Consider the following 12,472-nt stretch of genomic DNA (forward strand, 5'->3'; position numbering starts at 1 on the left):
GCACGAACAGTGAAACTCGTGTTGGACAGAACCGATTACACCTATGTTAACACTATAAAGTTTTCGTAAAATAGTGAAAGGGGATTATAAGAGGATTTAGTCCTCTTTTTTTTTGGAGTAATTTTAATCGTGGTTTTTTTGTGTTTTACTTTACTTTTGAGTGTAAATGCCCTTACCCATAAAATCAGCTTTTACAGGAATTTGAACTTTGGCTACCGCCAAGATACCAAGCAGGCGTACCGCGCTGGTCAAAAATTGCTATTCGGTGTAAATTGCAAACTCTTCACAAAATGCACTAAAAATCTCAAAGGCAGAATTATAGAACGCTCCCAAAACGCAGATTTTATTTATTAAAATAAGGTTAGGGTCGAAAATAATTATGAAGTGTACCACAGAAGGCAAGTCATAGTGGAACATGCCTATGGAATAATAAAACGCCAATAGTATTTTTATTATATTATCACAAAGAAGACCATCAAACATGCCTCAGATTATGTTAACTTAATTTTTTCAGCCTACAACCTGCGCCGAATTTTCAACTGGATTAACAGAATCTATTAAAACAATATCTAAAAGTATTGTCTTTGTATTTTGCGGTTTTAACACCAGTTTTACGCTTTTTACGGATTGTTTTGTTTTGAGAATGAAGAATGCTTTTTTCCACAAAGAATTTCAATTGTAGTTTAAATCACATATATTTACTTATTGCTAAACGAAAATGAGTTTGTTTAAAAGTTTTTAGACAAACTGACGTTGGCGGCAAGTAAAAAAAATCCAGTTGACAATTAACTAATAAAAACATCTGAAAAAAATGGCTGAAAAATCATTAAATGGCCCAATAAATATGAATGACACTCTTGTACAATTTCAAACAGATATGCGCAGAGGTTATGCAAATGGTTCCATAGGTATAATTGTCTCAGGACTTACGTGGCTCATTTCTGCAATAGTAACATATCAATATTCTGCTAGCCAGGCAGTTTGGACACTTTTAATTGGAGGAGTGATTATCCATCCTGTGAGTGTACTTCTCTACAAGACAATTGGACTAAGTGGAAATCATACTAAGGGTAATCCATTAGGAAACTTGGGGACTGAAGCAACGATATTTATGATTATGTGCTTACCTATTGCTTTTGGGCTTTCATTACAACATACGCAATGGTTTTTTCAAGGTATGCTTCTGATTATTGGCGGAAGATATCTAACATTTTCTTCTATTTATGGAATTAAGCTATATTGGATTTTAGGAGCTATTTTAGGAATTGCAGCATACTTATTATTTAAAAATAATGTACAATCTTTTGGTACTTTATTAACTGGTGCACTTATTGAAATTTTGTTTGGGCTTTTTATGTTTATATCTTTTCGAAGAAACAATAAAAATATTTAGAGTTGTTGTTAACCATAATACCTGCCACCAACAGCTAGGCTTCGTTGCGTGCGCAGCACGAACAATGAAACCCGGGTTTATCGGAACTGATTGTACGTCCGTTACCACTATGGTGTTATCGTGAAATTTTGACAGAGGATTACAAGAGGATTTTATTCCTCTTTTTTTGTGGATTAATTTTAATCTTAGTTTTTTCGTGTTTTTCTACACTTTTGAGCATAAGTAATCTTACCCGTAAAATTAGCTTTTACAGGAATTTGAATTTTGGCTACCGCCAAGATACCAAGCAGGCATAACGGACAGGTCAAAAATTGCTCTTCGGTGTAAATTGCAAACTCTTTACAAAATGCACTAAAAATGCCAAAGGCAGACTAATTGAACGCTCCCAATACGCAGATTTGATTTATCAAAACAAAATTAGAATTGAAAACAATTATGAAGTCTACCGCAGAAGGCAAGTTATAGTGGAACATCCCTAGCCTGTCCCGCTCTTTGCGGGAGAGTTATAAAACGCCAATGGGACTTTTATTATATCATGACTAAGAAAACGATCAAACATGCCTCCGCTGATGTTGGATTGATTTTTTCAGCCTACAACCTGCGACGAATATTTAATTTAATCGACCAAAATCTATTAAAACAATATCTAAAAGTATTGGCTTTGTATTTTGAGGTTCTAACAGCAGTTTTTAATGCTTTTTACGGATTGTTTTATTCTAAGAATGAAGAATGCTTTTTTCCAAAAAGAATTTTAATTGTAGTTTAAATCACATATATTTACTCACTGATTAACTAAAATGAGTTCGCTTGAAGGTTTTTAGACGAACTGACGTTAGCTGTCATTGCACCGCAAAGTGGAAAAACAAACTAAATTAAAGGAAAATAAATTAAAATTAAAACTCTTAATCATTCAAAGTTGACAAATTCAAATAACTTATTTTCCGAATTAGATTTAATAAATAAATATGTTTTTCAAGTTTGCGAAACTAAATTAAAAAACGTTGAAACTGAATTAGAATGTCAAGAATATTTTGCTCATAATTTTGAACTTAATAATCAGAAAGTGAAATTTAGGATGGCGAAAATTACACCGACGAAAACGGGACAATTTGTTTCAATATGGAAAAGAAATCAAAATGGAATTACCGAACCACACAATATCGCTGACGAATTTGAATTCTACATAATTGGAACTAAAGCAGAAACTAAACTTGGCGTTTTTATATTTAACAAAACGATTTTAAGCGAAAATAAAATTTTATCAAACAAAAACGGAGAAGGGAAACGCGGAATAAGAGTTTACCCAACTTGGAATTTAACAACAAATAAACAAGCACAAAAAACTCAAAATTGGCAAACAAAATATTTCGTAGAAATTTCAAATAACAATCAAATTGATATTAACAAAGCAAAAAAGTTGCTGAATTTAGAGTAAAAAAACAAATAATCGAAAAAAAGCAACGAACAGCTAACAGTTAGGATGCTTCGTTGCGTGCGCAGCACCAACAATGAAACCCGTGTAGAACAGCCTGTCCCGTTTTTACGGGAGAACCGAGTACGTGCCGTCAACACTATGGAGTTATCTTAAAAATTGTAGCGGTATTTTCAAGAGGATTTTGTTCCTCTTTTTTTGCGGAGTGGTTTCAGTTAGTTTTTTCGTGTTTTCCTTCACTTTTGAACACAAATTCCCTTACCTATAAAATCAGCTTTTACAGAAACTTGAACTTTGGCTACCGCCAAGATACCAAGCAGGCGGACCGCGCTGGTCAAAAACTACTATTCGGTGTAAATTGCCTGTTTTACAACAAGGACACTTGGGTAAAAAGGACTTCTTTTCTGCTTTTTCTAAAACTTTTACCTTAAGTTTTTCCTGTGAAAGTTTCAGCTTTTGACGCTTCCAAGTGCTGCTCAAAAAACCATAATAACGGATTTTCACACCCGAGCCCAAAGGGCGAACTGACGAAGTAAACCGTTTGGGCAAAATATGCAACGAAAACCGCCTAATAAATTCCTGATGAGTTAGTGCCATTTGTTTTTTAACGCCCGCTACTCGGTAATCCTTGTAGTCGAAAGTCACGTTTTGCTCGTCAATGTTTTTAATACGGTGGTTGCTGATGGCGATTTTATGGGTGTATCTACCCAAATATTCCACCACTGATTTGGGACTTCCAAAAGGTTTTTTGGCAAATACTACCCATGATATTTGCCATAATTCCTGCCGGATTTTCTCTTAGCCAATAGGATTTTTTTCTTGAGTTTTTCGTAATATTTCACCTTAAAAACCTTAAAAATGTCACAGCTCATGTTAGCTTAATTTTTTCAGCCTACAACCTGCGCCGAATTTTCAACCTGATTGACCAAAATTTATTAAAACAATATCTAAAAATGTTGTCTTTGTATTTTGGGGTTCTATCACCCGTTTTTAACGTTTTTTACGGATTGTTTTGTTTTAAGAATGATAAATGCTTTTTTCCAGAAAGAATTTTAATTGTAGTTTAAATCATATATATTTACTTACTGATTAACTAAAATGAGTTCGTTTGAAGGTTTTTAGACGAACTGACGTTGTAAGCAATGCGAAGTGAGAAGAATAACCAATTTTGATTAATAAAACAATAAAATTATTTATAATAGTTAATGATCTTCATTAATGAAAAAATCAAACAATTTTCGAATTTTATTACAGATTGTAACGATAACAAAAAAAAACTAAATGGATAAACCCATCTTTTTAAATATTATTAGTTCAATTACTATATTTATAATGTTACTTCTTGCATTTTTTTTGTTAACAGTAAGTACAAAAAACAAACTTTCAAATAGACTTTTTGCTAGTTTTCTAATGATTACGGCATTCGATTTGAGTAGTTTTTTTACCGATAAATATTTTGAAACTAATTTAAATTTTGAGATTTTTAGAATGACAATTAGTTTGCTAATTATGCCGATATTCTATTTGTATGTAAAAGCAGTTTGTCATTCAGATTTTCGATTAAAACCAAAACATTTGACACTTATAATTCCGTTTGTAATTACAAATTTAGTGTTTATTCCACGGTTTTATTTAGCAACAACTATAGAAAGCATTTACATTTATGAGTATTTTAAGCAAATGTTAGAAATACGCTTTTTTTATATTCTAGGTGAGCTACAATATGCTTTTTATATTGTTTTGGTTTTTATAATTTTAAAAAAATACAAAGAAATTTATTTAGAAAATTATACCAATTCGAATCACTCATCGTACAAATGGTTGTTTCAAATGACTGTATTTTTTTTAATTGCACATTGTATTGTTTTCTTTAAATCGGTGATAAGATATAATGATTATAATGTCTTTCTTAACATTTCAAATGTAATTATTGGAACGATTGCACTAATTATAAGTTGCTGGTTTGTATTAAAAGCTTTAAACAATCCTGACCTTTTTAAAGGTGTTGATTCAAATATGCTATTGATAAATGAAGTAGTTATTTCAACAGAAAAAGAATCATTTCAGACTCCAAAATCGGTAGAAATCGCTTCGCAAATCGAACTCGTAAAAAAATATGTTTTAGAAAACGAATCTTATCTCGAACCATCATTAACAATACAAGAATTATCTAAACAAGTTAATATTCCTGTTCGTGATTTATCTATTTTGATTAATCATCAAATAAACCAACATTTCTTTGATTTTATAAATGAATATCGAATTCAAAAAGCAATGCAAATTTTAAAAGACCCTTCTAAAAGTAAGCTTACTATTTTAGAAATTCTTTATGAAGTAGGTTTTAATTCGAAATCATCTTTTAATACTGCTTTCAAAAAACACACCAATAAAACGCCTACAGAATTTAGAAACTCTTAATTATAAAGGCTTCGTAAAAAGTCGAACGTTATTAAAATAAAGTCGAACCAATTTAATTATTTAAAATTGGTTCGACTTTATTCATTCGGTCTCCAACGTTAAACTTATCATGCAATTTTGCTTCAAATTAATACTAATAATTAAAAATTTGAAATTATGAAAATTACATCCTTATTCATTTTATTATTCCCTTTTTTATGTTTGGCACAATTAAAAGAAACCGTAAAAGACAGTGATACTCAGTTAGCATTTGCAACTGCACAAACTAAAATTACCTTAAATGATTCCGCCTTAAAAAATCAAATATTTGAAGAAAAATATGTTTTAGTAAATGGTATTGAACAATGGGTTACAATAAAAGGAAATAGTTCAAAACCTATTATATTGTTTATTCACGGAGGACCAGGTAGCCCAATAAGCCCTTACACAGACGTTTTATATAAAGATTTAGAAAAAGATTTTATTCTGGTTCAATGGGATCAACGAGGAACTGGAAGAACTTATGGACGCAACGCGCCTCCTGAGGAATTAACTCCAGAATATTTAAAAGCAAATCCTTTAACACTTGAACAAATGACTAGCGATGGAGTTGAGGTGTCAAAATATCTTTTGAAATATTTAGGAAAACAAAAAATGATACTTTCTGGTACATCTTGGGGTTCAGTACTTGGAGTAAAAATAGTTACAAAACGACCAGACCTTTTTTATGCTTATGTTGGACATTCTCAAATTGTTAATCCTACTATTGATATAAAAGCTTACACTAAAATTTATAAAATGGCCGAGGGCAGAAATGACAAAGAAGCTCTGGAAATATTAAATTCTATAGGTAAACCCCCTTATAGCAGAGCAAAAAATGTAGGCTTGCTATTTAGAATTGCAAAAAAATATGAAAGAGCAAATTTAACACCTGCTCCAGAGAATTGGTTTCAACTTTCTCCTGCTTACGATAACGACATAGATAATAAAAACAGAGAAGATGGAGACGATTACTCGTTTGTAAATTTTGTTGGCGATGACAAATTGGGAGTACAATCAATGACTGCAACCATTGACTTAATGAAAGATAATTTAGATTTTAAAATTCCTGTATATTTAATACAAGGTAATGAAGATATTTTGACACCAAAAGAAAATTCAAAAAAATATTTCGATACAATTAAAGCACCTAAAAAAGAATATTATTTGTTACCAAAAGCAGCTCATGGTATAAATCAATCTGTTGTAGAATCACAATATAAAATATTTAAGAGCATAAAAACCTTGTAAATTTAGAACCGAAAAAAAAATCAAGCACTGCCTACGACAGTGGTTTAGCCAGATTTGGGTTTTAGGCTTACTTTAAAATTTGTCTTGATTTTGGAAAATTAGTTTTAAACCGGAAATAAAACTTAATTTAGTCCCAAACCCGCTGTAGTAGCGAGACATTATGGGTTACCTTAAAAGAAGATATTTACATAATTAAAAGACAACTTTGAAACTAAAATAAAAGCGATTTTAACAATTTTGACCTTATTTTTTTTGAAAACTGCTTGCTCAAAACGACTCCTGCGGGTTTTTGGACAAATTACCAAAATGGCTCAATTGAGTCAAAAATAAACGACCAAGGGCCTTGGGGTGGAAATAGCGAATTTCATTGGAAAAGTAATAGCGCAAACGTTTTCTCAACAAAAGAAATTCTTGACTTCGCGATAAAGAATGGTTGGCAACTTACTGATAGTTTAGTTTATAAAAGGAAATCTATTAAACCATTCACAAATTATAATGACAAAAATTATTCATATCGCCTTTTAGAAACTTTTTTAAATAAAGCTGACTTTACCGAAAATTATTTTTTTGTTTTCAAAACGGGTTGGATAGCAGTAGAACCAGGAAACGAAAGGGAAACAAACAAAAATGGATTTGTAATAATAAATTTAAACCAAAAAGAATTTACTGTTTATCATTTATGGGGCGAATAGTTTAATAAACAAAAAAGCAACCCATAACAGCTTCTATGAGGGATTTGGGCAATTGGCTTAACGGAAAGTTGGTTTTGTTTTTGAGATGATTTGCTTCGCCTGTTCGCTATCTTTCGTGTGTCAAATCCGAAAACGGGGCTTAATATAAAACCAAGCCAAACCAGTTGTATTAGCAAACCGTTGTTATGCCATCAAATTGTTTTTCTAGACACACGGAAAATAAAAACTATTATTGACAAAATCCACCGACCAAAAGGATATAAACTATTCCCCAATGTTTAGAGCAAAAAAGAAGTAAATTTTTTTCTAATTAGACATTATAATCTTAAATACATAACTATGTAATACTTGGCTTATAGTCATGATCTGCAGCAGATTAAAAGTTCCTTTGTTGATTTATAATTTATTACATTTGAAAAATATACGATGATAAGACAGATTTTATTATTAGTATCTGAAAGATGTAGTGTAGTGAGCCAATCAATACTAATTACAAGTTAGGAGTAACCACTGAGAAGTGCTGCTAATATTAAGCTCACGACAAATAGACGAACACTTCAAAACAAAAATGAAACCTAAAACATTCACTATCCTAACATTTTTGATTTGCATCTTCTGTCTAGCGACAAACCTACATTGGTTTTTTTATCTAGACATTTATTCCGAACTTCACATACGAGTAAATATTATGACTGCTGTTCTCCTTATCTTGGTTGTGCTTTTGCCAATCATGCAACAACGACTAAAAAATGAAAAAAAAGAAAACAATTTCTTCTAAAATACTTAGTAGTTGGAAAAAACTTGGTCCAGGTCTTGTAACAGGAGCAAGTGACGATGACCCATCTGGAATTGCAACCTATTCTCAAGCAGGTGCTGCCTATGGACTTTCAACACTGTGGACTGCAATTATCGCTTTTCCTTTAATGGCCGCTATTCAACAAATGTGTGCTCGAATTGGATTAGTAACCTCCCAAGGTTTGACCGGAACATTAAAAAAACACTATCCAAGACCTATTTTGTATCTGATGTTGTTGTTTAGTTTTCCTGCTATTGTAATGAATATTGGTGCTGATATTGCAGGTATGGGTGCTGTAGGTAATCTATTACTTCCATCTATTGATGCTAATTATTTCAGTGTTCTTTTCACGATTATTCTTTTAGGCTTAATTGTTTATTTACCATATCAAAAAATTGCGGCAGTTTTAAAGTATTTGTGCATCGTTATGCTGGTTTATTTTATTGTTCCGTTTTTATACAAACAGGATTTTAGCGAAATTCTTAAAGCCACATTTATACCAACCATAAAGTTTGACAAGGACTTTATCGCCATCATAGTTGGAATACTAGGTACAACAATTTCACCTTATCTTTTTTTTTGGCAAGCATCGGTGGAGGTTGAAGAAATGAAAAATAAAAGGAAGCATTTAATTGTAAACAAAAAGTTAATTCATAACATGAACCAAGATGTAGATTTTGGAATGACAGTTTCTGCTTTTGTTATGTATTTTATCATTCTTACTACTGGCACCGTTTTGTTTAAAGGAGGCATCCATCAAATTGACACTGTGGAACAAGCTGCAACGGCATTAAAACCTTTGGCCGGTAATCTGGCCTATCTTCTTTTTGCTGTTGGTGTAATCGGAACAGGACTTATCGCAATTCCAGTACTGAGTGGTTCGATTTCTTACATAATCACTGAAACATTTGACTGGGAACAAGGACTTGACAAAAAATTTCATGAAGCAAAAGCATTTTATGTCATCATAGCTATTTCACTAATACTTGGGTTATCTTTAAACTATGTAGGCATTACACCAATTGAGTCGCTGATTTATACAGCCATTCTCTATGGATTAACTGCTCCTGTCCTAATTGCTATAATCTTACACATTTCAAATAACAAAAAAATAATGGGTAAAAACGTGAACGGAAGATTAGCAAACATACTTGGTTTTGCAGCATTAATTATTATGACGGTAGCTGCCGTAACTTTAATCTATTTGCAATTTTCAGGCAAGTAAAACTTTTAATACTATAGATGTTAGTAATCCACAAGGTAACGAAATCAGGTTCATCAATTTTTTACGAACATTGTAAAACTCCTTGCTTTGCTTCATTATAAATCTTGTTCACTACGAAAGACTGGCTAATCATCTTTTGGATTTTTTAAGTCCTTTTTTAAACTGTTTTCTTAGATAAATCATTAAGTAGCTTTGTCCAAAAAAAGAATTTTAATTGTAGTTTCAATCACATATATTTACACAGTGACGAACCTAATTGAGTTCCTCTGAAGATTTGTAGATAAACTGACGTTAGCTGCAAGTCTATACTATCACTTACCACAATGAAAATAACAGAAAGATAAATGCAGCATAATATGCAAAACATAAAGGAATTTACAACATTTGCGTGGATAGATTTTTGCCAACCCGACCGAGCAACTCTTGATAAAATTGCGGAGCAATACAATTTAGATATTTTTCAAATTATTGACAGTTTGGAACACGGCCATTTACCAAAGTTTGAAAAACAACCCAACTATAATTTTTTGATTTTACGAGCATTTACTTCAACTATTGAACATGGGGCAACAACTATAAACGACCTGTCTAATAAGATTGCATTTTTTTACAATGACAACAAAATTATTTCAGTACACAGAAGTCCGTTTGAATTTTTAGAGCGTATCGACATAGAATTTTCAAAAACCGAAGACCTTTTAATTTATTTAATTCTTAAAATGGTTGAAAGCTACCAATCACCACTCAATGAATTAGACAAAAAAATAGAGGAATTTGAAAAAACTATTTTCTTAAAAGACTATTCAAAAGTTTCTCTTGAAGATTTGTATTTCTTAAAAACTCAAACAAGAATAACCAAAAAACTATTGCAACTATTTCAAAATGTGATCAATCAAATTGAAGTAAGCGAATTTAACAAAACAGCTTTACAAGACATTAAAGACACGTTGTTGAACTTAATATTAAATTATGACGAAGTATTAGAAAACGCAAACAATTTATTAAATAGTTATCACTCGGTAAATTCTCAAAAAAGTAATGACGTTATGAAATTGCTGACTATATTTTCTGCATTTTTTTTACCGTTAACATTTGTAGCAGGAATTTACGGAATGAACTTTGAAAACATGCCAGAGCTCAGATGGCAATTTGGATATTTTATGACACTTAGTATAATGGCGATTATCGCAATCATTATATATTTTTGGTTCAAACGAAAGAGGATAATTTAATAGAAAAAGGAGAGTACCCAGCAAAGGTTTTGTAGCGTGCGGAGCACTAAGTAGTGGTTAAAAGCCTATGATTGGTCAGGTTTTTGTCGATGAATTTGTTTTTGGTGTCAAAGAAGATCTTAAGCATGGAAGGAGTAATGATTCAAAAAAAAAGAAATTGATAATCGCCATTGAAACCAATGATACTGGCGGATTTAAAATGCTATATTTTGACCAGCTTGAAGATTATTCGTGTAAAGAAATATGCAAAAAATTGCTAAACATATTTTCAAATCTGCATTAATAAAAACAGAAAAATGGACTGTATATAATCCGTTAAAAAAAGATTTTGATTTGAAACAGATAAAAATCTAGAAAATCAAATGACTTTGGAGGTTCACACGGATTTCGAACCATTACTCCAATAAAAACAAAGCATTTTAAAAGTTGTTTTTTAAAAGTAACAAAGATTAAAGTCTTAGTCTTTCTATTTTTGCTTTCCCAATAATACTTTTAGTGACAATATAAATCAAAACAAAATAGCAGTAATAATTTTTTTTAACAAGTCTTTGGCGGGTTTAAAGATTATTTATTTAACTTTGTTTAATATTTAGATTTTTGATATAAATGAAAAAGTTTCACATTTTATTGCTAGTTGTACTTGGCTTCTTTCTGATGCCAACGTTAACTTTTGCGTGTGAAAATAATTTATCGAAACATTCTTCTTCAAAAGAGACTTCCTCAAAAATGGATAAAGATGATTGTTGTAAAAACGATAGTCATTCAAAAACTAAAAACCACAAAGGTTGTGAAGGAAAATGCAGTCATTCTAAATGTGGTTGTGCTTCTTCTTCCAACACATCTTTTTCTATTAATGAATTGAATTTTAATAAAAATATTTTTAATTTCTTATCAGAAAAACAAAATTTTTACAATTACGAAACCACCATTTCTTCTGGTTTCAATTCTTTATGGCTTATACCAAAAATAAGCTAAATTCCAATTTTGATATCCATAATTGTGTCAAATAAAAAGCAATTATTGCTACAAAATCATTTACTATCTCCGTTAATTTCATTTTTAATAAGGTGGCTAAGTCGCGCTTCATTTTGTTGTTGATTACCTTACCCAATTTAAAATCTTTTTACAATGAAATCACTAAAAAAAAAACAGTAATAGCGATAACTTTATTGTTGTCATTTCCGGTGTCTAATGCGAAAATCAAAAACGATAAAACCTAATCCGTAAAAATATTTGGGAATTGCACGATGTGCGAAACGACCATACAAAAGCAGGAAGTCTCAAAAAAATTGCCAATATTGATTAAAATAAAGATACCAAAATGGATATGCTTACTGTTGTTGTTAAAAAAACCAATCAAAACGAAATACTGAAATGTAATGTATTTGTGGTTTGTAAGAATGATAAATTTCCTGATCCAGATGCTGCATATTTAGAACTGCCGGAATGTTGTCAGAACTATCGCGAAGCAAAAGTTGCAGTAAAAACGGATAAAAAAGACCAACAACCTAAGACAGAAATGGCAGTAATGAAAATGTCTAACAATTCTACTATGTCTAAAAAACAAGAAACAAAATAACTAAAATCAGTTTTCGACAATTATTTCTTATTCAAAATGCCTTGGTAAAAACAGACGGAAAAACCGCTTTTGAGAAGGCAAAGGAATTTTAAACAACTATAACTTTAGTAAAAATGGAAACATTAAAAATGGATTTCCATATGGTTTGGATGAAAGTTTTTAAAGATTTAACTGCTGATGCAAAAAATATTTCTAAAACACAGGATATCAAAAAGCAAATAGAACTTTTTAAATCATTATCTGCAAATATGTTTGAGCTGATAAAAGTTTCAAAATTTACTGAACCGGTTTATTATCAATATTGCCCGATGCAAGATGCCAATTGGTTGAGCAAAGAAAATACAATTAAAAATCCATACTATGGCTCCCAAATGTTGAGTTGTGGTAAAACAGCGTAAACAATCAAATAATAAAATTAAAACAATAAAAAATGAAG

Annotated in this window: 11 protein-coding genes and 1 pseudogene; 11 read left to right on the forward strand and 1 reads right to left on the reverse strand. The window is 31.0% G+C overall.

Annotated features, from left to right (window positions below):
* Positions 1-811: 811 nt before the first annotated feature.
* From ACP7AT_RS14265 to ACP7AT_RS14275, 3 genes are all read left to right on the forward strand, one after another.
* The gene (locus tag ACP7AT_RS14265; RefSeq protein ID WP_426065061.1) at positions 812-1,393 is read left to right on the forward strand and encodes a DUF7010 family protein; all 582 of its coding nucleotides are present in this window, start codon (positions 812-814) and stop codon (positions 1,391-1,393) included.
* A 535-nt stretch (positions 1,394-1,928) separates the two neighbouring features.
* A complete protein-coding gene (locus tag ACP7AT_RS14270) occupies positions 1,929-2,159 on the forward strand; it encodes a hypothetical protein (RefSeq protein ID WP_426065062.1) in 231 nt (76 codons plus the stop codon).
* A 150-nt stretch (positions 2,160-2,309) separates the two neighbouring features.
* Complete coding sequence (locus tag ACP7AT_RS14275; protein ID WP_426065064.1) at positions 2,310-2,828, forward strand: MepB family protein; 519 nt, start codon at positions 2,310-2,312, stop codon at positions 2,826-2,828.
* Positions 2,829-3,095: 267 nt separating this feature from the next.
* On the opposite strand, the pseudogene ACP7AT_RS14280 reads toward ACP7AT_RS14275, so the two are convergent.
* A pseudogene (locus tag ACP7AT_RS14280) lies at positions 3,096-3,679 on the reverse strand (IS91 family transposase); the annotation flags it as partial.
* Between the two features lie 556 nt (positions 3,680-4,235).
* Here ACP7AT_RS14280 and ACP7AT_RS14285 point away from each other — a divergent pair.
* The 8 genes from ACP7AT_RS14285 (at position 4,236) to ACP7AT_RS14320 (ending at position 12,434) form a co-directional block, all read left to right on the forward strand.
* On the forward strand, positions 4,236-5,243 hold the full coding sequence (locus ACP7AT_RS14285; protein WP_426065065.1) for a helix-turn-helix domain-containing protein: 1,008 nt from the start codon (positions 4,236-4,238) through the stop codon (positions 5,241-5,243).
* 201 nt (positions 5,244-5,444) lie between these two features.
* Positions 5,445-6,512, forward strand: coding sequence for an alpha/beta hydrolase family protein (locus ACP7AT_RS14290; protein ID WP_426065066.1), 1,068 nt, complete (start codon positions 5,445-5,447; stop codon positions 6,510-6,512).
* Positions 6,513-6,775: 263 nt separating this feature from the next.
* Entirely contained in the window at positions 6,776-7,204 is a 429-nt protein-coding gene (locus ACP7AT_RS14295; protein WP_426065067.1) for a hypothetical protein, read from the forward strand.
* A gap of 749 nt (positions 7,205-7,953) precedes the next feature.
* The gene (locus ACP7AT_RS14300; protein WP_426065068.1) at positions 7,954-9,225 is read left to right on the forward strand and encodes an NRAMP family divalent metal transporter; all 1,272 of its coding nucleotides are present in this window, start codon (positions 7,954-7,956) and stop codon (positions 9,223-9,225) included.
* 356 nt (positions 9,226-9,581) lie between these two features.
* Entirely contained in the window at positions 9,582-10,457 is an 876-nt protein-coding gene (locus tag ACP7AT_RS14305; protein ID WP_426065069.1) for a CorA family divalent cation transporter, read from the forward strand.
* Positions 10,458-11,063: 606 nt separating this feature from the next.
* A complete protein-coding gene (locus tag ACP7AT_RS14310) occupies positions 11,064-11,432 on the forward strand; it encodes a hypothetical protein (protein WP_426065070.1) in 369 nt (122 codons plus the stop codon).
* A 346-nt stretch (positions 11,433-11,778) separates the two neighbouring features.
* Entirely contained in the window at positions 11,779-12,036 is a 258-nt protein-coding gene (locus ACP7AT_RS14315) for a hypothetical protein (RefSeq protein ID WP_426065071.1), read from the forward strand.
* 113 nt (positions 12,037-12,149) lie between these two features.
* Entirely contained in the window at positions 12,150-12,434 is a 285-nt protein-coding gene (locus tag ACP7AT_RS14320) for a DUF3347 domain-containing protein (protein WP_426065072.1), read from the forward strand.
* Positions 12,435-12,472: the final 38 nt, after the last annotated feature.

Origin of the sequence: Flavobacterium sp. DSP2-3-1, assembly GCF_049896865.1 — a bacterium.
Taxonomy (GTDB): domain Bacteria; phylum Bacteroidota; class Bacteroidia; order Flavobacteriales; family Flavobacteriaceae; genus Flavobacterium.

Bases quoted from the DNA above. Each gene is read 5' to 3' on its own strand.
- ACP7AT_RS14265 (WP_426065061.1), top strand. From the start codon at position 812: ATGGCTGAAAAATCATTAAATGGCCCAATAAATATGAATGACACTCTT.
- ACP7AT_RS14270 (WP_426065062.1), top strand. From the start codon at position 1,929: ATGACTAAGAAAACGATCAAACATGCCTCCGCTGATGTTGGATTGATT.
- ACP7AT_RS14285 (WP_426065065.1), top strand. From the start codon at position 4,236: ATGATTACGGCATTCGATTTGAGTAGTTTTTTTACCGATAAATATTTT.
- ACP7AT_RS14300 (WP_426065068.1), top strand. From the start codon at position 7,954: ATGAAAAAAAAGAAAACAATTTCTTCTAAAATACTTAGTAGTTGGAAA.
- ACP7AT_RS14305 (WP_426065069.1), top strand. From the start codon at position 9,582: ATGCAAAACATAAAGGAATTTACAACATTTGCGTGGATAGATTTTTGC.
- ACP7AT_RS14310 (WP_426065070.1), top strand. From the start codon at position 11,064: ATGAAAAAGTTTCACATTTTATTGCTAGTTGTACTTGGCTTCTTTCTG.
- ACP7AT_RS14315 (WP_426065071.1), top strand. From the start codon at position 11,779: ATGGATATGCTTACTGTTGTTGTTAAAAAAACCAATCAAAACGAAATA.
- ACP7AT_RS14320 (WP_426065072.1), top strand. From the start codon at position 12,150: ATGGAAACATTAAAAATGGATTTCCATATGGTTTGGATGAAAGTTTTT.